Here is a 21,977-nt window from a genome sequence, read left to right on the forward strand (position 1 = left end):
TTGAGCCCGAAGCAGAAGCTCAATGATTTGAACCTGCGCCAGTTGTGCATTCAAAGCCGAACGCCACATTTAATCTAAATCCAACCCTACGTCTCCGGTCGGGTCGAAGGGAAGACTTGGCAATTGCTCAATGAAGTCCAACAATCCGAAAGGCAGGTTATTCAGTGCTTCGGGCGGATTGCTTAGCGCCAAGGTCTCAGGCCTTGCGTTTTCAATCCCGGTGTAGGCGGGGCCATACGCACGGGGCAAATGGGGGTATCTTGCAATCCACTGTTCGTGCCGCGCTCGCATACGACGGAATGGCTCCTTGAAGTGAAAACCGCCAACCACAATGGGATTAACTTCGCGGTGGTCATTCAAAAGGTCGAAGACTGAAGTGATGCCAGCGGACGCTTGTGAGGGGTCAGACGATATCCAGTGCATCTTGTAGTGATCTTTCACACTCGCTCCGAGGTTTGGACCGGAATAGATCATTACGCTGTCTCGGCGGCTAAAGCTGTCGCCATTGATCAGCAAAGAAGTTTGATCGACGCCATCAATCACACGGTCTTTGGGAACGAATTCCAACGCGCCGCCGATGCGTGCAAATGTCGTGAAAAGATCCGTGACATGGATGATGTCTCCGACAATCTGCCCTTCTTCGATCATCCCGGGCCACCAAGCTTGAGCAGCAACGCGGACGCCGCCTTCGAGAAAGTCACCTTTGCCACCTCGGAATGGTCCTTCCCCAAGGCCTGCTCCAGCAGGCGGATTATGGGTCATAGGACCGTTGTCCGACATGGCGATAACAAGTGTGTTCTCGGCTATGCCCAACTCATTGAGAAGCGAAATCAACTGTCCGACGTCCGGATCAAGGTATTTGTGATAAGCCTCTCCGACCAGACCACGTTGTAGTGTTTCTTTGTTTGGGTCTGGCAAAAAGCTTATCCACATGGGCCACCATGCAGCATAGAAAGGGTTTCCTTCCTCGGCGTTTCTGCGAATGAAATCAAACGTTCGATCCCGCGCTTCGCCGTCAAATGCGCGGTAGCACTCGTTTGTCGTGCCGCACCATTCTCGCGTTGGACCACCCTTTGTGCCTTCTACGTAAAAGACATAGCCATCCTGAAGAAACTCTTTGTCTTTCTGATACGGGTTCTCGGGCAGAAGCTCGGTTTTCAACCCTACGACTGCGTTGGCGGCTTCGGCTTCGATGTTCCAAAGACTCGTCGATTGGTTGTAGAGCGCGGTGAACGCTTCGTCGTATCCTTGATTATGCGGATAGGCCTCTTCGATATCGCCAAGGTGCGTTTTGCCAAAAAATCCAGTCGCATATCCGGCATCGCTCAAGACTTCCGCAATCGTGATATTCTCAGCCGCAATTCCTTCGTACTCTATAGGAAAACCGACTGAAAACATGCTGGACCGCACAGCATATTGACCCGTCCAAGCTGCGGCTCTTGTAGGTGTACACGCGGGCTCCGTATACATACGCGTGAACAGCATACCCTCTTCGGCCATCTGATTGAGGTTCGGCGTCTCGTATCCACGGATTTGTTGCATGGCTGGGATGCCGACTGCGCCGAGTGGCTGGTCATCCCACATTAAGTGGATGAGGTTAGGAGGAGAACCGTATTTCTCCCTCAACTCGGCGAGTTTTGCGTCAAGTTGTTGGTCTTCTATCTGCCACACTGAGCCGTTTTGAGCTTCCAGAATGAAATACTCGGCATCATGAACAATTCTTTGATCCTGAGCGGCGACTTGTGACGCATATCCAAATGCCAGCGCCAATCCCACCTTCCAAGTGAGGAGATTGCTGCATGTTTCTGATTGCACCTTCACCTCTACCTCCACTTACCCGGGCAACTCTTTAGTCGACTGGAAAACAACTCCATGCATATATCAAGTTAAATATATGTTTCACTAAATCTCATCCGACTTAAATTGCTGCAATGTGCATTTAGTCCGCATAGCAGACAAAACAGCCCACCGAATGGGTGGGCCGTTTTTAAGCGGTTTCTAACTCAAAGCTGGCGCACGGCCCCTTTTGCCGCGCTGGTGGTCAGCTTGGCATAGGCTTTCAGTGCGGTAGAGACCTTGCGTTTGCGCGGCGCGGCAGGTTCCCAGCCTTTGGCGTCTTGCTCCTGGCGGCGCTCAGCCAGTTCTTCATCAGACACGGCCAGATGGATCGAGCGGTTGGGGATGTCGATCTCAATTGTATCGCCGTTCCTGACCAGTCCGATTTCACCACCCTCGGCCGCCTCGGGTGAGACGTGGCCAATTGAAAGGCCCGAAGTACCGCCCGAGAAACGTCCATCAGTGAGAAGGGCGCAGGCTTTGCCCAGACCTTTGGATTTCAGATACGAGGTCGGGTAGAGCATTTCTTGCATCCCCGGACCGCCACGCGGTCCTTCGTAACGGATGACAACCACGTCGCCCTCTTTCACCTTGCCGGTCAGGATATCACTGACGGCCTGATCCTGACTTTCGCAAACATAGGCAGAGCCGGTGAACTTCAGGATGTTTTCATCAACGCCAGCCGTTTTTACGATACAGCCGTCTCGGGCGATGTTTCCGAACAGAACCGCAAGGCCGCCATCCTGGCTGAAAGCGTGCTCTTTAGACCGGATCACGCCACCTTCGCGGTCAGTATCCAGTTCTTTGTACCGGTTCGACTGGCTGAACGCCTGCGTGGTGCGCACACCGCCGGGGGCTGCTTTGAACAGCTCTTGTGCCTTGGGGTTATTGGCGACCTTGATGTCCCAGTTGGCAATTGCCTCGCCCATCGTGGCCGAGTGCACCGTGCTGCAGTCTTCGTGCAGCAGACCCGCGCGGCTGAGTTCTCCGAGGATCGAGAAGATGCCGCCAGCGCGGTGGACGTCTTCCATATGAACGTTCTCGGTGTTTGGCGCGACCTTGCACAGGCACGGCACGCGACGGCTTAGGCGGTCCATGTGGGTCATGGTGAAATCCACCTCGCCCTCATGTGCGATGGCCAGCAGGTGCAGTACCGTGTTGGTCGACCCACCCATGGCAATGTCGAGGCTCATGGCGTTCTCAAACGCGTCGAATGTTGCGATCTCACGCGGCAGGAAGCCTTTTTCATCCAGATCATAGTGCCGTTTGGTGATCTCAACGATGCGACGACCCGCTTCCAGAAACAGCTCTTTGCGGTCGGCATGTGTTGCCAGTGTCGAACCGTTGCCCGGCAAGGCCAGACCCAGCGCTTCGGCCAGACAGTTCATCGAATTGGCAGTGAACATCCCCGAGCACGACCCGCAGGTCGGGCAGGCGTTCTCTTCGATATGTTGAACCTGCTCGTCGGTGAATTTGTCATCTGCGGCGGCAACCATGGCGTCCACAAGGTCGATCTTCTTCGCTTCCAGATCTGCGATGTCGATCTTGCCCGCTTCCATTGGACCGCCAGATACAAAGATCGCCGGAATGTTCAGGCGCATGGCTGCCATCAGCATGCCCGGAGTGATCTTGTCACAGTTCGAGATGCAGACCATCGCATCAGCGCAGTGCGCATTGACCATGTATTCGACAGAATCTGCGATCACCTCACGCGAGGGTAGCGAATAGAGCATCCCGTCATGGCCCATGGCGATACCGTCATCCACCGCGATGGTGTTGAACTCTTTTGCGACGCCACCGGCGGCTTCGACCTCGCGCGCCACCATCTGTCCCAGATCTTTCAGGTGCACGTGGCCGGGCACGAATTGGGTGAACGAGTTGACGATGGCGATGATCGGCTTGCCGAAATCATCATCGCCCATGCCTGTGGCACGCCACAATCCGCGGGCACCGGCCATGTTGCGGCCATGGGTAGAGGTTCTGGATCGGTACAATGGCATGATGCTGTTTTCCCTATTTCCTCGGGTTGCATGTCTTTGGGTCCGTACGTTATAGCGCACGTAGCACATGTGCGTTATAACGTACAAGAGGATTCGCGAGGCGCAGAAATGGATGCTGATGACATTACGCTTAGGCTGCGAGATGTGCGGTCGGCTTCGGGTCTGAGCCTGTCAAAAGCGGCTGAGCTGACCGGCGTCAGCAAAGCCATGCTGGGTCAGATCGAGCGTGGTGAATCCAGCCCGACAATCGCCACGCTGTGGAAGATCGCCAAAGGCTTTCAGGTGCCGCTGAGTGCGTTGATCGACACGGCCAAGGGCGATCCGTCGGTTTTTCAGACTGTCACCTTTCCCGGCAGTATCGAAGTCAAGATCGTCTTCCCTTTCGATCCTGCGCTGAGGGCCGAGACGTTTCACGTCAGTCTGACCCCGAACCAAAGTCACGAGTCACCGGCGCACGCAACGGGCGTGACGGAAGAAGTCTTTGTTCTTGACGGTTCCCTCGACATATTGCGCGATGGGGATTGGGTGCCTTTGCAGGCAGGGCAGGGCTTGCGGTTTGCCGCTGATCTTCCGCATGGCTATCGCGCGGGTCCGAAGGGGGCAACTTTTCTGAACATGCACCATTACGCCCAACACACCGAGTATTCAGAAACGACCAAGACAGAGTCATGACCGCATTTTTTGACAGCCTCACCATCGTTGACGCCATCGGCTCGTTCGGGGCCCTTATTGTGGTCGCAGCGTATTTCGCGACGCAAATGCGGATGATGAACTCTGACGATCTGGCCTTTCCGGTCGTCAACCTGCTGGGGTCAGTGCTGATCGTCTATTCCTTGCTTGAGAATTTCAATCTGGCCTCAATGCTGATCGAAGGGTTTTGGATTTTGATCAGTATCATCGGCATCATTCAGCACTTTCGCCTGCGCCGGGCGCGATAAATCAAGCGGGTATCAGGCGCTAGCGCTATCCAGACTTGAACCTAAAAGACGCGGGGTATAGGGAAAATCCAAGCTCGCTTAGGGGAGGCTTTGATGCAGGACGATCCAAAAACCCTCGTTTCGACTGAATGGTTGGCCGCGCATATGAAAGACCCGGATCTGCGGATTCTGGATGGGTCTTGGTATCTGCCTGCGCAGAACCGCGATGCCAAAGCCGAATACGATGCCGGCCACATCCCCGGAGCGCGGTTCTTCGATATTGACGAAATCTCGGATCACCGATCAGAGCTGCCGCATATGGCTCCTCCGGTCGAGAAATTCATGTCGCGCCTGCGGGCAATGGGCGTGGGCGATGGTCATCAGGTTGTCGTCTATGACGGCGCTGGGCTAATGTCAGCGGCGCGCGTTTGGTGGTTGTTCCGTCTGATGGGTCAGGAAAACATCGCGGTTCTGGATGGCGGTTTGCCCAAGTGGCAAGCCGAAGGGCGCGAGCTTGAGGATCTGCCGCCGGTCATCCGCGATCGTCACATGACTGTGCGCGTTCAAAACCAGCTTGTCCGGGACGTCACGCAGGTTTCCGCCGCAGCCAAGCTGGCCGATCATGAGATCATCGATGCCCGCTCTGCCGGTCGGTTTGCCGGGGCTGAAGCCGAGCCGCGCGAAGGATTGCGTTCGGGCCATATCCCCGGGTCCCGCAACGTCCCGTTCGGCCAGTTGCTTAACGCAGATGGCACAATGAAATCGCCCGAAGACTGCCGTGCGATTTTCGAGGCCGCTGGCGTCGATCTGTCCAAACCTGCGATTACCTCATGCGGGTCAGGCGTCACGGCTGCGATTCTGAGCCTTGCGCTTGAACGTATGGGCAAGAAAGACCACTCGCTTTATGACGGCTCCTGGGCTGAATGGGGTGCCTTCCCAACCCTTCCCGTCGCAACCGGAGAGAACTGATGTTCGAGAACCTCAAGCCGCAGCCTGCCGACAAGATTCTGGCATTGATGCAGATGTACCGCGAAGACCCGCGCGATCAGAAGATCGACCTGGGTGTTGGTGTCTACAAGAATGCCGAGGGCGTGACCCCGGTAATGCGCGCGGTGAAAGCTGCTGAGCAGCGCATCTTGGAAGAACAGGAAACCAAAGCCTATACCGGCCTTGCAGGTGACCCTGCCTATGCGGATGTGATGATCGGGCTGATTCTGGGCACCTCGGTTCCGCGTGCTAACATTGCCGCTGTGGCGACACCCGGCGGCACGGGTGCCTGCCGTCAGGCGTTCGAGATGATCCGCATGGCGAACCCTTCGGCGCGTGTGTTCGTGTCGAACCCGACCTGGCCGAACCACCTGTCGATCCTGAACTATTTGGGGATGGAGACCGTTCAGTACCGGTATTTCGATGGCGAAACCCGCGGCGTTGATTTCGACGGGATGATGGCCGATCTGAAAACCGCCAAAGCAGGTGACGTGGTTCTGTTGCATGGCTGCTGCCACAACCCGACCGGTGCCAACCTGAACATGGTACAATGGCAAGAAGTTGTGAACCTGATCAACGAGCTTGGCCTCGTGGCGATGATCGATATTGCCTATCAGGGCTTTGGTGACGGGCTGGAAGAAGACGCACAAGCGGCGCGTCTGGTTGCTTCTTCGGTCAAGCAATGCCTGATTGCTGCGTCTTGCTCGAAGAACTTCGGTGTCTACCGTGAACGCACTGGTTTGCTGATGGCCATCAGTGCCGATGCAGGTCAAACCGCCCTAAATCAGGGGACTTTGGCGTTTCTGAACCGTCAGAACTACTCCTTCCCGCCGGATCACGGCGCACGGGTTGTGACGACAATCCTGATGGATGACGCGCTGCGGGCTGACTGGGCCACCGAGCTGGAAGAGATCCGTTTGTCCATGCTGGGCCTGCGCCAACAATTGGCAGACGAACTGCAACGCCTGAGCGGCTCCGACCGTTTCGGTTTCATCGCCCAGCACCGGGGCATGTTCTCACGTTTGGGCGCGGCACCGGAATTGGTCGAAAAACTGCGCGCCGATCACGGTATCTACATGGTAGGCGACAGCCGCCTGAACATCGCTGGCCTGAACGCAACAACCGTTCCGATTCTGGCGCAAGCGATTGTCGACGTCGGCGTTTGATCTCAAAACATTCCAAAAAAGAAAACCCGGGCGCGAACGCCCGGGTTTTTTTGTTGATTTAATAAAATCTTAGCCCTTCGAGAACTCAGGGTATGCTTCCATACCCAGTTCCGCCATATCCAGGCCGTTGATCTCGTCCTCTTCGCTAACCCGGATGCCAACGGTGGCTTTCAGGATTGACCACAGGATCAGAGCAGCGACGAAGGTGAAGACACCGTAGGCTACGATACCGGTCAACTGGGTGATCAGGCTGGCTTCTCCGTAGAAGATTACAGCGATGGTACCCCAGATGCCTGCGAACAGGTGAACCGGGATCGCGCCGACCACGTCGTCGATCTTGAACTTGTCCAGCATCGGAACCGCGAAGACCACGATGATACCGCCCACAGCACCGATCCAAAGCGCGCCGAACAGGGTCGGGGCCAGAGGTTCAGCGGTGATCGACACCAGACCGGCCAGCGCGCCGTTCAGCACCATGGTCAGGTCAGGCTTCTTGTACAGGACCTGGGTCATGATCAGGGCTGCAACAGCGCCGGATGCGGCGGCCATGTTGGTGTTGGCGAAGATGCGCGAAACGTCGGTTACGTCACCCACGGTGCCCATCGCCAGCTGCGAGCCGCCGTTGAAGCCAAACCAACCCAGCCACAGAATGAACGTACCCAAGGTCGCCAGCGCCAGATTTGAACCGGGCATCGGGTGAACCTTGCCGTCCTTGTACTTGCCGATACGTGGGCCAAGGATCAGACAGCCAGCCAGAGCGGCCCAGCCACCGACCGAGTGTACGACGGTCGAACCGGCGAAGTCGGAAAAGCCCATGGCATCCAGCCAGCCGCCGCCCCATTTCCAGGACCCCGAGATCGGGTACAGGATACCGGTCAGCACGACGACGAAGATCAGGAAGGGCCACAGCTTGATACGTTCAGCCACGGCACCCGACACGATCGACGCAGTTGCCGCCACAAAGACCAGCTGGAAGAAGAAGTCCGACCCGATCGAGGCGTAGTCCAGAGCTGCCTCGGCAGGATCAACACCAACCGGATCAAGCACGGTTGGGCCGCCAATGGCAAAGAATCCATTGAAGTCGCCCGGATACATCGTGTTGAAGCCAACCAGCCAGTACATGATCGCGGCAATGGAAAACAGCGCGATGTTCTTGATCATCTGCATGGCGACGTTCTTGGACCGCACCAGACCGCCTTCCAGCATGGCAAAGCCTGCTGCCATGAAGAAAACCAGAAAGCCCGCCATCAGGAACAGCAGGGTGGTAAAGATATACTGGGTGTGCAGCGCAGCTTCGCCGGTGGCGGCATCCTCTTGCGCCAGACCCATCTGCGGCAGCACGACAAGCGCGGCAGCAGGGATGAGAGATTTCATCAGGTTCATTGTCAGTCCTCGAATGTTTGTGAGTCCGGACGCCTTACAGCGCCTCTTCGTTCGTTTCCCCGGTCCGCACGCGCAGGGCCTGCTCGACATCGAGAACGAAAATCTTGCCGTCACCGATTTTGCCGGTTTTGGCGGTGTTGGTGATGGTCTCGACGATCTGGTCGGCCATTGTGGCCGGCACCACGATCTCGAGCTTGATCTTGGGGACAAAATTCACGGCGTATTCGGCCCCACGGTAGATTTCGGTGTGACCGGACTGCGAGCCGAAGCCCTTGATTTCGGTCACCATCATGCCGCGCACGCCAGCTTGGGTCAGTGCCTCGCGCACCTCCTCCAGCTTGAACGGCTTGATTGTCGCAATGATCAGTTTCACGTCTTTCCCCTCTGATTGTCCGGCGGGACCGGTTTGTTTGCACCTGCAGAAAAAAAGCGTGACGGAGCGGCGTAAGAAACGGTGACCGGTCGTAATTGCGCAGCAAAATGGCGCGATGTTGCACAATTTTTGCACAAAATATGCAAGATGGCTAAAAAACAGGCAAAATGAAGAGGGGAAATTCCGAAAATTCGGACCTCTACATAGACGGGTCGCCGGGGTATGGTGGCGCAAAAGAACAACGGGCAGAGTTTGAGCATGACTGAGTCCAAGCGCCGGAAGCCGCGATTGGTTGCGGACAAAAGATACCCGTCAAAGGGTCGTAAACCGTCGGCGTCCAAGCGTCCGGCGGGCAAGAAATCGACTGCGCGCAAGACCACCACCCGAAAAACCACGCGAAAGACCAAACGCAAAAGTTCGGGCGGAAGCGGAGGTGGAATCTTTCGTCGTCTGTTCCGCTGGATCTGGAGGCTGATCTGGGGCCTGACCTGGCGTGTGGGCGCAATAGTAGTCGCGCTGATCGCCTTGGCGGTCGGTATCGTCTATACAACTCTGCCCGACGTGGACGCCTTGTTGGACGGGCGCGCGCGCGGGTCAGTGACCTTGCTGGATCGCGATGGCAAGGTATTTGCCTGGCGCGGGGACCAGTTTGGCGGTGTGATCACGGCGGATACGGTGTCGCCCCATCTGAAGAACGCGGTGATCGCGACCGAGGACAAGCGATTCTATCGCCATTTCGGTGTCAGCCCGCGCGGTGTCGCAAGCGCCGTGCGCATTAACCTGAGCGAAGGACGCGGGCCCTTGTCAGGCCATGGCGGGTCAACCATCACCCAACAGACAGCCAAGTTGCTGTGTCTGGGAGAGCCCTATGATCCGTCTGAATGGGAATCTGAAGCCGCTTACGAGGCCGATTGCCGCCAGGGCTCGCTTTGGCGCAAGGCCAAGGAAGCCGTTTACGCCATGGCGATGGAGGTCAAATACTCCAAGGACGAGGTTCTGACGATCTACCTGAACCGGGCCTTCTTGGGTGCAGGCGCGCGCGGGTTCGAAGCGGCCAGCCAGCGATACTTTGGAAAGTCTGCGGCAGAAGTTTCCCCTGCTGAGGCTGCGATGCTGGCCGGTCTGCTGGTGGCACCCACCCGGTATGCGCCAACGAACAACTTGCAACGTTCTCAGGACCGGGCACGGCTTGTGATCGGTCTGATGGAAGATCAGGGTTATCTAAGCGCTGCACAAGCCAGCGAAGCGCGCGCCAGACCTGCCGAGCTTTCAGAAGCTGCTGCTGCGCGCGCAGGCGGATATTTCGCAGATTGGGTCATGGCAAGTGGACCCGAATTCTTTACCCGCAACACGACCGAGGATGTGGTGATCCGCACCACTCTGGATCAACGCATTCAAACCTCTGCTGAAGAAGCGCTGAAGTTCATTTTCCAAGAAAAAGTGCGCGAAGGGTCCGAGGCGCAGGCCGCAATTGTCGTGATGTCGGCAGACGGCGCGGTGCGTGCCATGGTTGGTGGGCGTAAGACGCGCGTGTCAGGTGCATTTAACCGGGCAACGCAAGCATTGCGCCAGACAGGATCGTCTTTCAAGCCGTTCGTCTATGCCACCGCGCTGGAACTTGGGTATTCTCCGCTGGATACAGTGATGGACGAACCTTACTGCGTGAACATCCCCGGATCAGGTCAGTGGTGCCCTAAGAACTACACCAACAAGTTCTATGGGCGGGTGACGTTGGCAGATGCGTTGATGAACTCTTTGAACATTCCGGCTGTCAAGGTGGCCGAGATTTCGGGTTTGGATAACGTCCGCACAATCGCCAGCGGCTTTGGAATTGCCAGCGACCTGGCGCAAGGTCCTGCCCTGGCTTTGGGGGCGTCGGAAAGCACGTTGATCGAGATGACCGGAGCTTACGCCGGCATTCTGAACGGTGGATCGGCCGTGGAACCTTATGGCCTGACCGAGCTGAAGCTGTTGGGGGATGACACGCCAGTTATGGTCACAACGACCGGTATTGGTGAGCGGGTCATCAACGACGCAGCCGCTAAACAGCTGACCTGGATGATGGAGCGTGTGGTGTCCGAAGGTACCGGTGGGCGTGCGAAACTGCCGGGCTGGCAGGTTGCGGGCAAAACGGGCACGACCCAAGCCGCGCGGGACGCTTGGTTCATCGGCTTTACAGCTGACTACGTGACTGGTGTCTGGATGGGCTATGACGACAACACTCCGCTGTCTGGTGTAACCGGGGGCGGGCTTCCTGCCGAAATCTGGAAAGAGACCATGGTGCGCGTTACCGAAGGGATGACACCCACACCTTTGCCGATGATGGCACCTGAACCACCGGTTCAGGTTGCGCAACCACAGCCCCGGCGCAGGGGAGGCGGCTTTGCCGAGGATATCAATAACCTGCTGAGAAACATATTCGGCGGCAATTAACAAAAAAAGGCGGTGCGCTGGGCACCGCCTTTTGCAATTCAATTCCAGTATGACTTAGACGCTGGCATCCAATGCTGCCAGGATCGCGTCACCCATTTCGGTGGTGGACACCGGTGTGACGCCTTCATCCGCCAGCAGGTCGCCGGTGCGGACGCCATCAGCCAGAACTTTTTCGATCGCGGCTTCAAGGCGGTCTGCTTCTTCACCCTGATCAAAGCTATAGCGCAGCGCCATGGCAAAGCTGAGGATACAAGCGATCGGGTTGGCCTTGCCTTCACCCGCGATATCCGGGGCCGAGCCGTGCACCGGTTCGTACATCGCCTTGGGGCGGCCATTGGCCATCGGAGCGCCCAGCGAAGCCGATGGCAACATGCCCAGAGAGCCCGTCAGCATCGCGGCGCAGTCGGACAGAATGTCGCCAAACAGGTTGTCGGTCAGGATAACGTCGAATTGCTTGGGTGCGCGCACCAGCTGCATGGCGCCGTTGTCGGCATACATATGGCTCAGCTCAACCTCGGGATAGTCTGCTGCGACCCGGTCCACTACTTCACGCCACAAAATGCCCGATTCCATGACGTTGGCTTTTTCCATCGAGCACAGCTTTTTGTTCCGGCGCATGGCCAGTTCAAAGGCCGAGCGTGCGGCGCGTTCAATTTCGGATTCGGTGTAACGCTGAGTGTTGATGCCGACGCGTTCGTTGCCTTCTTCGAAGATGCCTCGCGGCTCGCCGAAATAGACGCCCGAGGTCAGCTCGCGCACGATCATGATATCGAGGCCAGCAACAATGTCTTTCTTCAGCGACGAGAAATCGGCCAGCGCGTCAAAGCACTGGGCCGGGCGCAGGTTCGAATACAGGTCCATCTCCTTGCGCAGGCGCAACAACCCGCGCTCAGGCTTCAGGCTGAAATCCAGATCGTCGTATTTCGGGCCGCCAACAGCACCCAGCAGCACCGCGTCCACCTCTTGCGCTTTGGCCATCGTCTCATCAGACAGCGGCTTGCCGTGGGCGTCATAGGCGGCACCGCCGACCAGATCCTCGCTCACGTCAAATTGAAGACCGCGATTGGTGCCGAACCAATCGATGATTCTGCGCACTTCGGCCATAACTTCCGGGCCAATTCCGTCTCCGGGCAGGATGAGGAGCGAGGGGTTGGACATGAAGGGTCTCCTTGCGTTTTGTTGCACAGGCCCTAGCGTCTGCGGTGCATCGGGTCAATGAGACGAACCCGTCAAAATACGAGGAAAACACATGCTGACACCTGGAAATCCGGTTCCTGCGCTGAAAATCGAAACCGTGGCACATGGCAGCTTCGATCTTGAGGCGGACAAGGGCGAAAACGGGACGCTGGTGATTCAATATCGCGGGCTGCATTGCCCGATCTGCGTCAAGCAGATGACCGAGGTCGAGGCGGTGCTGGACGATTTTGCGGCGCTGGGCGTCGAGGTCATCATGATCACAACCGATACCGCCGAACGTGCCGCCGAAACAGCCGAGAAAGCCGGGGCAAAACGACTGCGCGTGGGTCACAGCCTGCCATTGGCTGCCGCGCGCGAAGATTGGGGTCTGAACATCTCGACCAAGCGCGAGGGCAGCGCCGAGCCGGACCTTTTCGCCGAGCCCGGCCATTTCTATATCGCACCGGATCAGACGCTCTATTACGCGTGGCAGCAAACCACACCGTTTGGGCGCCCTTCCATGGCGGATATTGCGGGTGGTCTGAAGTTCACGCTGGGCAACAATTACCCTGCGCGCGGTACTTATACAGGGCCGCTTTGACCTTCAAAGACTGGCTTTGAGTCCCTCGGCCAACAGATCCCAGACCCTGCGAATACGCGGGGTCTGGCGCATGGCTTGCGGCGCAGCCAGCCAGACCGGCATTTTCTTGATCTCGACCCCAATATCCAGAATTTCGACCAGCGGATCGGCCTCGGCTACTTGAACCTGGCTGAAGCCCAGTCCGCAGCCTGCTCGGATCAGTTCCCAATACACGGTCTGGTGGTCGCATCGTGTGGCAAAGGCATCGCGCCCAACGTTCCAACCCCTTTCCTGCATCGAAGCAATGATGCGGTCATCCGTATCAAACCCCACCAGATCATGCTGGAACACTTCCTCTGGCGAGGTCGGGCGACCTGCGCGATCCAAATAGCTTTTGGCGGCGCAAAAACACAATGAGATCTCGCCCAGATGTCGGGTTAGAATGTCCATCTGTTCGGGGCGGTACATGCGCACGGCAATATCAGCTTCGCGGAACAGCAGGTTTTCGGTGGCGTCCGTGGCCACCAGTTCCAACTGAATCGCAGGTTCCTGTTGCCGGATATGGGCCAGAATCGGCGGCAGGATGTGATTTGAAGCGAAGACCGAAGCGGTAATGCGTACTGTTCCTTCCAATTGCTGCGACTGACCGGCTGCTGTCATGCTGAAGGCGTTCATGGCCGTGTGCATCTGTTGCGCCATGGGCAGTAATTGATGACCCACATCGCTCAGCTTCAGCCCTCTTGCGTGTCGTTCGAAAAGAGAAACCTCCAGCTCGGCTTCCAGTGTTTGGATCTGTCGCCCCAATGTGGGCTGGCTGCGCTCCAGCTGTCGGGCAGCGGCAGAAAGGGATCCGGTTTCGGCCACCGCCAGAAAGCTTTGAATCAGGGACCAGTCGGCATGTGTAAGGGCTTTGTCCATTCAAAAATGAATACATGATCTGCAATTTGGGGCAATTCCCTATTGCTTTCCTTTGGGTAATCTTTGTCCCAACAGGAGGGAGTCATGCCGCAATCCGTACTTATTCTTGGCGCCACCGGCCGATTTGGGCGCAATGCCGCGCTGGCGTTTCGCAATGCCGGGTGGACCGTGCGCAGCTTTGACCGCACGCGCGATACGCTGGAACAAGCGGCGTACGGAGTGGACGTTATCGTCAATGGCTGGAACCCACCCTACCCAGATTGGGCACGCCTGGTGCCGAGCCTGCACCAACAGGTGATTGAGTTGGCAGAGGCGACCGGGGCCACCGTTTTGGTGCCGGGAAATGTCTATGTCTTTGGACCCGATGCACCGGGTCCCTGGTTCGGTGGTACGCCGCACGGGGCGCGCAACCCGTTGGGTCGGGTCAGAATAGAGATGGAGGAAGCATATCGCCGCTCGACCGCGCGTACCATTATTCTGCGTGCCGGGGATTTCATTGACACATGCGCCTCGGGCAACTGGTTTGATCAGGTCATGATAAAACATCTTGCCAAAGGACGGCTGGTCTACCCCGGCAACCCTGACATCCCGCATGCATGGGCCTATCTACCGGATCTGGCCCGTGCTGCAGTGCTGTTGGCCGAAAAGCGCCATGAGTTGCCCCGGTTTTGCGATGTCCCGTTCGAGGGCTACACCTTGACCGGATCCCAGATTGCACACTCACTGTCGCGAGTCACAGGACGGTCAATTGCTGTGAAGCCAATGCAGTGGTGGCCGTTGCATTTGGCTCGCCCGTTTTGGCGTATGGCCCCGCACCTGCTTGAGATGCGGTATCTTTGGCAGGTGCCTCATCAGTTGGACGGCACGCACCTTACCGAGTTGCTGGGCGCGGTGCCGCAGACTGATTTGGATGTTGCCCTAGGTTCTGCGATTCCAACGCAGCTTGTAGCCGCGCCGCCTGCGACCCGGTCCGTCGGCGGCGGTCTGTTGAAACCTGCCAACAACTGACCTTCGTCGCGGTTACTTTGGACGGTGAGGGGTACGCGGCTCAAGAGCGCGCCAGACCTCGCGCTGCCAGTCCAAGTGGCTGTGGCGGAGCGGCGGATGCCACTGCGACCAGTTTTCCTGTTTATTGGATCTGATCCTTCAACGGGTGCGCCAACACCCTAGAAGGATCAACCACCGCGTCGTTTGAGGTTTTATGACCTCGACCTGTTTGTCGGCAAAAACCCTGAGAGCTGAGGTTCACGAGGCGTGTTGACCCACAGCTCACGACCCGGGTGCATACCGCCACCGCGCACAGCGGGCACGGCAGATGACCGCATCCGGTGCAAAAGGCGGGTATCCGCTGTGCCGCAATTTGGATGTACGCCGCCGTTTCCGGCCACTTCGGCTTCCCAACGCGCCTTGCGTTCAGCAACTACATTCGGGTCATCCAAAACCGGCGCGTTCAGCTCGTTCACATTCAGATCGGCAATGATCTCGTCGCCGTCTTCGACCAGAGCAATCGGGCCACCCAATGCGGCCTCAGGTCCGACATGCCCAATGACCAGCCCGACCGATCCGCCCGAAAAACGCGCGTCGGTCATCAGAGCAACCGTGATTCCCCGCTCGCGGCACAGGGTCGTGATCCGTGCCGTTGCGTCCAGCATCTCGGGCATACCCGGTGCACCCGAAGGGCCTTCGTATCGAACAATGATCATATCATTGTCTTCAAATCCCATTGGGTTGGTGTCGAGCATCTCAAGCAGGCGGGCTTCGCCTTCGAAGACTCTCGCTTTACCTCGGAAGACATTGCCCTCAAGTCCGCGCTCGACACCTGCAAGCTTCAGAATGGCGCTGAATTCCGGTGACAGATTCCCACCCAGCAGACGCAGGCCGCCCGTTTCTTTGAAGGGCGCTGACACAGGATAGATCACCGTGCCGTCCGGTGCGGCAGCGCCCAGACGTTCGACCTGTTCCGCCAGAGTTTCGCCAGTGCAGGTTGGTGCGTCGCCATTTACCATACCCGCGTCGATCAGTTCCTTGACGATCACCTGCACACCGCCGACCCTGTCGATGTCTACCATTGAATAGCGGCCATAGGGTCGAGCGTCTGTCAGGACCGGAACGATTTTCTGCGACCATTCATTGAACTCTTCTGGCGTAACAATGTCTTTCCAGAAATTCGCGTAACCTGCGGCACGTGCAATCTCGGGTGCGTGCAGAACCACGTTGGTCGAGCCGCCGATCGCCATTGCAACGGTCAACGCGTTGCGCAGCGAGTCGCGCCCGACGATGTCGCGGGGTCGCGTGCCGTTTTCAATCAACTTGGCAAGATAGCCTACCAACTGCGACGGAAACTCTTCCATGCGGCGCGGGTCGTCAGAAGGCGGTGCCACCATATGCAATGGCTGCATGCCCACAACGCCGATAAAGGTCTGCATCGTGTTGTAGGTGAAAATCCCGCCGCACGATCCGATACCGGGGCAGGCCAGGCAGGCAATGCGTTTGCGGTATGCTGCGTCCTCGCTGCCGGCAACTTGATAGGCAGCGATGATATCCAACATTTCGCCGGTTTCCGGGTCTTTCGAGGGATGAATGGAGCCATCGGACATCATAATCGCAGGCTGGTTGTGTTCGAGCAAAGCAGCCAGCGTACCAACCGGTGGCTTGTCACACGCCACCACAGCAATTGTGCCACCCAGGCCGGAGGCTGAGAGATGTTCGGAAAATACATCGTTGGTTACTTCGCGCCCGATGAGTGAATAGCGCATCTCTCGCGTTCCGTTACGGATGCCATCGGATGTGGCGATAGAGTATTCGGGCTGAACCAGACGCATGGCGATCTTACCTGCGTCTTTGCCGATCTGGTCTCGCAGAGCGGCGTGTATTACTTCGACCTTGGGCTGCACGCCAAGATAACACTGGCTGTCGCCTTTTGTGCCCACAACCCCAACCGAGGGCGCATGGATCAAATCCTCGTCCGTGCCAAGTTCACGCGCAATGCCATAAGCCTGAGAGTTGCGTCCAGGATGGTCGTCGATCAGTACAGGATTCTTAGCCACGGGTTTCCTCCAATATGTACTTTTGAGCGGAACCTGTTTTTATCGGCTCCGCCTAACACTGTGCGCAGGCAGGTATGAAAGTTCCTAAGCAGTGAAACGCATACGGGTGGTTCCGTCAATGAAACTCAAATTGACTTCGTTTGCTTAAAGAATCTCGGGCATTGCCTTACGGCAGTGTGACGTCGACCCAAACCAACCGGTGCCTGCTTGCTTGAGAAGCGTCTTCCCGCAGCGGCGCGTCACCTTTGGGCCATAGAACGCCTGACTCCAGGACACGCAGGTCGCGGGACGGTAAAACATAATCAACACGCATTTCACCAGTAGCCTTCCAGTCGACGGTCGCGGATGAACCTGTCGGATCTTTGGGCATTGGGTCCTGTAAGATAGGATGTTCCAAAAGGGCATGAATAGCCTGTTTGTGGCCCTCGCCGCGCGACGGGTCCAGATTGGCATCCCCGGCGATGACGAAGGGACCTTTGGGAACCGGTCCCAGATCGCCGTTCAGCAGGACGGACCAGAACCGTATCTCATCCCGATTACGCAATCCGTTGCGATCTTCTGGCCCATCGAAAACCGGTGGGGCCGCGTGAAAGGTCATCAGGTTGAGACGCCCCAAGGGGGTATCAATGGGCACCACCCAATGCGCGGTTGAGGACAGGCGTTGTGTTTTGTGGGCTTCTTCAGATGGAAAAGGATGATCATCCACAAAGGGTAAAACCGCACCCGGAAGATCTTGCCAAAGCAGTTCAGAAAAATTCAAAACCTCGCCGGTTACGATTTCATAACGGGACAGAATCGCCAGCCCGCCCTGTCCGGTGAACTGTCCCCACCCTTGCGCATCACCGGGGCCTTGTGTGCGACCGTCGCCGTCCAGATCCAGCGATGTTTCAAGGCCAGTGTTGGGCTGCGCAGCATAGAAGTAGCCATAACCTACACCAGCATTGCGCAGTTTCTGGGACAGGGCTTGGATCGCGGCCCCCTCCAGATCCCAGTCGATACCTTGAAGGGCGATGATGTCGGGTCGTGCAGCTGAAATCACGTCGACAACCGCAAGAACCTGCGGGTCATCCCTGCTAATGTCCCGCAGCAACAGCGCGGGGCCCTTTCGGCTAAGCTCGGTATTATAGGTGGCGATGCGCACGACCTCTGCCTGCGCCGCAAACGGCAGCAGAAACAGAACAAGTGCGCGGATCATGCGGCCTGAGTTGTCTCGCTTGTTGAATAAGCACGGCGCTTTTCAACGATCAGACCCGCAATACGCAGGGTTGCGACACCGCGCATGATCATGCTGGCGGGCAGGAAGGCCCAAGCGCTCATTGTCCAGATTAGCGTCTGAGGATTGCTCAGTGAAATCGGAGCGATCATGCTGCTCATCAGTTTGATAACAGCCGGAATGAGGAAGGGCAGCAGAATGCCGATACAGATGTTCAGGCGGCCATCTCGTTGTAGTCGGGTAACCACATCCCCGCCTTTAGTGGGGTCAAACAGCGGCAGATTGGTCCAAACATTGAAGGCCCCATTTCCCGTTGGCCATCCACGAACTTTGACCGCATATGCAAAGCTGGCGATCGTCACCAACGCCGCGACATAGGCCACGCTGGCTGTAACCCGAACCAGTTCGATCAGCGACTGGCTGGCATCTGCTGGCAGCATAAGAACTATGAGGCGCACCGGAGAATAAGGGAAGTCCACCACGTTGGCGACGGCCAGACCGACGCCATACGAAAAAGCTGTTAGCTCTGTTGGATCAAAGATGTTTTTGCAGATCAGTGTCAGGAACGTGACCATCGACATCAGGCCAACAAACCGGAGGCGGTTTACCGGCGGCGCATCGCGGAATTCGATAAAGCTGGGAAAGGCCGAGTTATACTCTGCGAACGTCAGTATGAACGCGAGGATCGCGAGGAAGACCAGAATCTCGGTCCCGTTCGTCGATGATACAGGCAGGTACAACGCGGGGGTTAGCACCATAAGTGCCACAAGTACTCCGCGTATCGCCGCCCCTGTTGTGCGTGCAATCACATTCCGAACCCTTTTTCAAACCAGACCAGCCGATCTTCGCCGACTTGAATCCAACTTGTGCCCGTCTCCTCTCGTCTTTGCGACGGATGCCTCGTTAGCGCCAAGATGAACGATAAGCGGCATTTCGCTCAAGACAGGGTGCAGAAAACACGTGATTTCGGGCAAAATGATGGCGCAACTGGTGCGGGATTGCATCATTTTGGACGCAAATCCGACGTGTATCTCAATCTGAGACCAAGATGTTGTGGTTGCTCGAAAATCAACCCCAAGAATGAGAACGGGGCCGCCTAGGCGACCCCGTAAGGTTGAGTGTCCACAGATTCGCCCACAGAATCATACCCAGGGGCGGGCTTGACTGGCGTGATCTTCGAATTTGTCGATGTGGTGGTCTTTTTCCATCGTCAGACCGATATCGTCCAGACCGTTCAGCAAGCAGTGCTTACGGTGCGGGTCGATGTCGAATTCGATGACCACTCCGTCGGAGGTTGTGATCTGCTGATCTTCCAGATGAACGGTCATGCGGGCGTTTTCACCCTTGTGCGCGTCTTCCATCAGAGTAACGTGGTGCTCTTCCTCGACCACGATGGGAAGAATGCCGTTCTTGAAGCAGTTGTTAAAGAAGATGTCGGCAAAGCTGGTCGAGATCACCACCTTGATACCAAAATCCTTGATCGCCCAGGGCGCATGCTCACGCGAAGAGCCACAGCCGAAATTATCACCGGCAACCAGAATCTCGGCTTCACGATAGGCGGGTTTGTTCAGAACAAACTCTTCATTCTCCTGCCCATCATCGTGATAGCGCATTTCGTCAAACAGAACGACACCCAGGCCGGACCGCTTGATGGTTTTCAGGTGCACTTTCGGAATGATCATATCGGTGTCGATATTGATCAGTGGCATTGGGGCGGCCACCCCGTGGACTTTGTCAAACTTTTCCATGTTCACACTCCTGCGAGAGAGGGCCGCGCCCGTGTCCCGCGTTTAAGCTTCTTTCGCTTCAGTTGTTTCGTCTTTGGGTGCGTTCTTGACGAAGAACGCCATGAAGACCAATCCAAACCCGTTGAACAGCATCTCGATGCCCAGCAGGATACCAAGCAATTGGAACAAGACGCTTGGGTCGGTCGTGGCCAGCCTCCAGATGAAAAAGGCCAGCAGGATCGAGATGATGCCCGAGATCAACGTGGCCCAGAAGAACTCTGTCCCGCGCATCTGGAATGACAGGATAACCCGCGCAATACCGCCTGCCATGAACAGGATCAGCATCACCGTGGCCAGCGTCAAAGTGCCTTCCAACGGATGCGCCCAGAAGGACCATCCAAGAAACACCATGACCGCACCCATGATGAGCGACAGAATCTTGTTGCCGGTGCCTTCAACGGTGAAACCGCCGACAATCTGCAATACGCCCGAGATCAGTAGCAGCACACCGGCCACAACCGTTAACGTGACAGACGCCACTACAGGTGCGCCCAGCACAATAATGCCGAACGCTATGGACAGAAGCCCCAGCAAGAGCCATTTGATCCAGTCACTCATGTCTTCAATCCCTCAAATATCTAGATATGAGGGCAGCTTACATCAATTCACGGACGTCTGTCAGCCGTCCTGTGATTGCCGCTGCGGCAGCCATTGCGGGGCTCAGCAAATGGGTCCGACCACCACGGCCCTGACGCCCTTCGAAGTTGCGGTTCGAGGTCGCGGCACAGCGCTCGCCCGGTTGCAGCTGATCGGGGTTCATCGCCAGACACATCGAACATCCGGCCAGACGCCATTCGAATCCGGCTTCTTTGAAGATTTCGGCCAGACCTTCCTCTTCGGCCTGCGCACGGACCAGACCCGAGCCGGGCACGACCATGGCGCGCATCCCGTCCTTGATCTTTTTGCCCTTCAGAATCTCGGCCGCGGCGCGCAGGTCTTCGATACGACCGTTGGTGCATGATCCGATGAAAACGGTGTCGATTTCCACATCGCTCAGCTTCTGACCGGCTTCCAGACCCATGTATTCGATAGAACGGCGGGCCGCGTCGACCTTGCCGCCTTCAAAGTCTTCAGGGTGGGGCACAGATGCGGTGATCGGCAGAACGTCCTCGGGACTGGTGCCCCAGGTCACGACCGGAGCAATATCCTCGCCGCGCAGGGTGATGACCTTGTCGAAATGCGCGCCCTCGTCAGTATAGAGCGTCTTCCACCAGTCCATCGCAGCTTCCCATTGCGCGCCTTTGGGGGCGTGCGGGCGACCTTTGACGTATTCGAACGTGGTCTCGTCCGGCGCGATAAGGCCGGCGCGGGCACCGCCTTCGATTGCCATGTTGCAAACCGTCATGCGGCCTTCCATCGACAGGTTGCGGATGGCTTCGCCGCAATACTCGATGACATAGCCTGTACCGCCAGCAGTACCGGTTTCACCGATCACAGCCAGAGTGATGTCCTTGGCGGTCACACCCGGCTGCAGTTTGCCGGTGATTTCCACCTTCATGTTCTTGGATTTTTTCTGGATCAGGGTCTGCGTAGCCAGAACGTGCTCAACCTCCGACGTACCAATACCATGGGCCAGTGCGCCAAACGCACCGTGGGTCGCAGTGTGGCTGTCGCCGCACACGACGGTCATGCCGGGCAGGGTCCAGCCTTGCTCGGGGCCGACAATGTGCACGATGCCCTGACGGACGTCATTCACCGGATAATAGTGAATGCCGAAATCCTTGGCGTTCTTGTCCAAAGCTTCAACCTGAATGCGCGATTCCGGGTTTTCGATACCGTTCACGCGGTCCGGTGTGGTCGGAACGTTATGGTCCGGCACAGCAATGGTCTTTTCTGGCGCACGCACCTTGCGGCCTGCCATACGCAGGCCTTCGAACGCCTGCGGGCTGGTCACTTCGTGCACCAGATGGCGGTCGATATACAGCAAACAGGTGCCATCATCGGCTTCGTGCGCGACATGGGCATCCCAGATCTTGTCATAGAGTGTTTTGGGGGACATCGGTCCTCTCCCGTATTTTAATGAGAATTGGCTGGCGAATTGGCTCAGGCCGCGGTTAGGCGCGCCAGAACCGTGCGGGCGGCCCCAAAGAACCGTTCACGCAGGCGCGTGCGGTCTTGCAGTTTCGGAGCAGGGGCCAAGTTGAGTCTCATGCGGTCCAGA

20 protein-coding genes are annotated in these 21,977 nt (G+C 57.3%); 7 read left to right on the forward strand and 13 right to left on the reverse strand.

Annotation, left to right across the window (positions count from 1 at the left end):
• Positions 1 to 69 precede the first annotated feature (69 nt).
• Together ACR0EV_RS19295 and ilvD are read right to left on the reverse strand one after the other, a co-directional pair.
• Positions 70 to 1,770 carry a sulfatase-like hydrolase/transferase gene (locus ACR0EV_RS19295; RefSeq protein WP_480801597.1) on the reverse strand — a complete coding sequence of 567 codons (1,701 nt, stop codon included), beginning with the start codon at positions 1,768 to 1,770 and terminating at the stop codon, positions 70 to 72.
• 233 nt (positions 1,771 to 2,003) lie between these two features.
• Positions 2,004 to 3,836 carry a dihydroxy-acid dehydratase gene (gene ilvD, locus ACR0EV_RS19300; protein WP_480801598.1) on the reverse strand — a complete coding sequence of 611 codons (1,833 nt, stop codon included), beginning with the start codon at positions 3,834 to 3,836 and terminating at the stop codon, positions 2,004 to 2,006.
• A 108-nt stretch (positions 3,837 to 3,944) separates the two neighbouring features.
• On the opposite strand from ilvD, the gene ACR0EV_RS19305 reads away from it, so the two are divergent.
• The 4 genes from ACR0EV_RS19305 to ACR0EV_RS19320 all read left to right on the forward strand — a co-directional run bounded on the left by ACR0EV_RS19305 (position 3,945) and on the right by ACR0EV_RS19320 (position 6,906).
• Positions 3,945 to 4,508 carry a helix-turn-helix domain-containing protein gene (locus tag ACR0EV_RS19305; RefSeq protein ID WP_480801599.1) on the forward strand — a complete coding sequence of 188 codons (564 nt, stop codon included), beginning with the start codon at positions 3,945 to 3,947 and terminating at the stop codon, positions 4,506 to 4,508.
• Positions 4,505 to 4,774, forward strand: coding sequence for a CBU_0592 family membrane protein (locus tag ACR0EV_RS19310; protein WP_171096622.1), 270 nt, complete (start codon positions 4,505 to 4,507; stop codon positions 4,772 to 4,774). The genes ACR0EV_RS19305 and ACR0EV_RS19310 overlap by 4 nt, the downstream gene beginning before the upstream one ends.
• 93 nt (positions 4,775 to 4,867) lie before the next feature.
• The gene (gene sseA / locus ACR0EV_RS19315) at positions 4,868 to 5,722 is read left to right on the forward strand and encodes a 3-mercaptopyruvate sulfurtransferase (protein WP_480801600.1); all 855 of its coding nucleotides are present in this window, start codon (positions 4,868 to 4,870) and stop codon (positions 5,720 to 5,722) included.
• On the forward strand, positions 5,722 to 6,906 hold the full coding sequence (locus ACR0EV_RS19320; protein WP_480801601.1) for an amino acid aminotransferase: 1,185 nt from the start codon (positions 5,722 to 5,724) through the stop codon (positions 6,904 to 6,906). Before sseA ends, ACR0EV_RS19320 begins: the two co-directional genes overlap by 1 nt.
• 69 nt (positions 6,907 to 6,975) lie before the next feature.
• On the opposite strand, the gene ACR0EV_RS19325 is transcribed toward ACR0EV_RS19320, so the two are convergent.
• Together ACR0EV_RS19325 and ACR0EV_RS19330 are read right to left on the reverse strand one after the other, a co-directional pair.
• Entirely contained in the window at positions 6,976 to 8,289 is a 1,314-nt protein-coding gene (locus ACR0EV_RS19325) for an ammonium transporter (RefSeq protein WP_480801602.1), read from the reverse strand.
• Positions 8,290 to 8,323: 34 nt separating this feature from the next.
• Positions 8,324 to 8,662 carry a P-II family nitrogen regulator gene (locus ACR0EV_RS19330; RefSeq protein ID WP_170537262.1) on the reverse strand — a complete coding sequence of 113 codons (339 nt, stop codon included), beginning with the start codon at positions 8,660 to 8,662 and terminating at the stop codon, positions 8,324 to 8,326.
• A 258-nt stretch (positions 8,663 to 8,920) separates the two neighbouring features.
• Between ACR0EV_RS19330 and ACR0EV_RS19335 the strand changes: the two genes are divergently transcribed.
• Complete coding sequence (locus tag ACR0EV_RS19335) at positions 8,921 to 11,095, forward strand: transglycosylase domain-containing protein (RefSeq protein ID WP_480801603.1); 2,175 nt, start codon at positions 8,921 to 8,923, stop codon at positions 11,093 to 11,095.
• Positions 11,096 to 11,149: 54 nt separating this feature from the next.
• Here ACR0EV_RS19335 and leuB read toward each other — a convergent pair whose 3' ends face one another.
• Positions 11,150 to 12,253 carry a 3-isopropylmalate dehydrogenase gene (gene leuB / locus ACR0EV_RS19340; RefSeq protein ID WP_480801604.1) on the reverse strand — a complete coding sequence of 368 codons (1,104 nt, stop codon included), beginning with the start codon at positions 12,251 to 12,253 and terminating at the stop codon, positions 11,150 to 11,152.
• Between the two features lie 91 nt (positions 12,254 to 12,344).
• Here leuB and ACR0EV_RS19345 point away from each other — a divergent pair, with 91 nt between their 5' ends.
• Positions 12,345 to 12,872, forward strand: a complete 528-nt coding sequence (locus ACR0EV_RS19345; RefSeq protein WP_480801605.1) for a redoxin domain-containing protein — start codon at positions 12,345 to 12,347, stop codon at positions 12,870 to 12,872.
• A gap of 3 nt (positions 12,873 to 12,875) precedes the next feature.
• Here the strand turns inward: ACR0EV_RS19345 and ACR0EV_RS19350 are convergent, their stop codons facing one another.
• Entirely contained in the window at positions 12,876 to 13,769 is an 894-nt protein-coding gene (locus tag ACR0EV_RS19350) for a LysR family transcriptional regulator (protein ID WP_480801606.1), read from the reverse strand.
• Between the two features lie 84 nt (positions 13,770 to 13,853).
• Between ACR0EV_RS19350 and ACR0EV_RS19355 the strand changes: the two genes are divergently transcribed.
• Positions 13,854 to 14,777, forward strand: a complete 924-nt coding sequence (locus tag ACR0EV_RS19355; RefSeq protein WP_480801607.1) for a Rossmann-fold NAD(P)-binding domain-containing protein — start codon at positions 13,854 to 13,856, stop codon at positions 14,775 to 14,777.
• 191 nt (positions 14,778 to 14,968) lie between these two features.
• Here the strand turns inward: ACR0EV_RS19355 and ACR0EV_RS19360 are convergent, their stop codons facing one another.
• The 7 genes from ACR0EV_RS19360 to ACR0EV_RS19390 all read right to left on the reverse strand — a co-directional run bounded on the left by ACR0EV_RS19360 (position 14,969) and on the right by ACR0EV_RS19390 (position 21,967).
• On the reverse strand, positions 14,969 to 16,816 hold the full coding sequence (locus ACR0EV_RS19360; RefSeq protein ID WP_480801608.1) for a dihydroxy-acid dehydratase domain-containing protein: 1,848 nt from the start codon (positions 16,814 to 16,816) through the stop codon (positions 14,969 to 14,971).
• A gap of 166 nt (positions 16,817 to 16,982) precedes the next feature.
• Complete coding sequence (locus tag ACR0EV_RS19365) at positions 16,983 to 18,011, reverse strand: endonuclease/exonuclease/phosphatase family protein (RefSeq protein ID WP_480801609.1); 1,029 nt, start codon at positions 18,009 to 18,011, stop codon at positions 16,983 to 16,985.
• Positions 18,008 to 18,838, reverse strand: a complete 831-nt coding sequence (locus tag ACR0EV_RS19370) for a hypothetical protein (RefSeq protein ID WP_480801610.1) — start codon at positions 18,836 to 18,838, stop codon at positions 18,008 to 18,010. The genes ACR0EV_RS19365 and ACR0EV_RS19370 overlap by 4 nt, the downstream gene beginning before the upstream one ends.
• Positions 18,839 to 19,171: 333 nt before the next feature.
• The gene (gene leuD / locus ACR0EV_RS19375) at positions 19,172 to 19,777 is read right to left on the reverse strand and encodes a 3-isopropylmalate dehydratase small subunit (protein WP_480801611.1); all 606 of its coding nucleotides are present in this window, start codon (positions 19,775 to 19,777) and stop codon (positions 19,172 to 19,174) included.
• Between the two features lie 42 nt (positions 19,778 to 19,819).
• Entirely contained in the window at positions 19,820 to 20,374 is a 555-nt protein-coding gene (locus ACR0EV_RS19380) for an HdeD family acid-resistance protein (protein WP_480801612.1), read from the reverse strand.
• A 37-nt stretch (positions 20,375 to 20,411) separates the two neighbouring features.
• On the reverse strand, positions 20,412 to 21,815 hold the full coding sequence (gene leuC / locus ACR0EV_RS19385) for a 3-isopropylmalate dehydratase large subunit (protein WP_480801613.1): 1,404 nt from the start codon (positions 21,813 to 21,815) through the stop codon (positions 20,412 to 20,414).
• Between the two features lie 44 nt (positions 21,816 to 21,859).
• Positions 21,860 to 21,967 carry an isopropylmalate isomerase gene (locus ACR0EV_RS19390; RefSeq protein WP_171096595.1) on the reverse strand — a complete coding sequence of 36 codons (108 nt, stop codon included), beginning with the start codon at positions 21,965 to 21,967 and terminating at the stop codon, positions 21,860 to 21,862.
• Positions 21,968 to 21,977: the final 10 nt, after the last annotated feature.

It is taken from the genome of Ruegeria sp. CF8 (assembly GCF_056537285.1).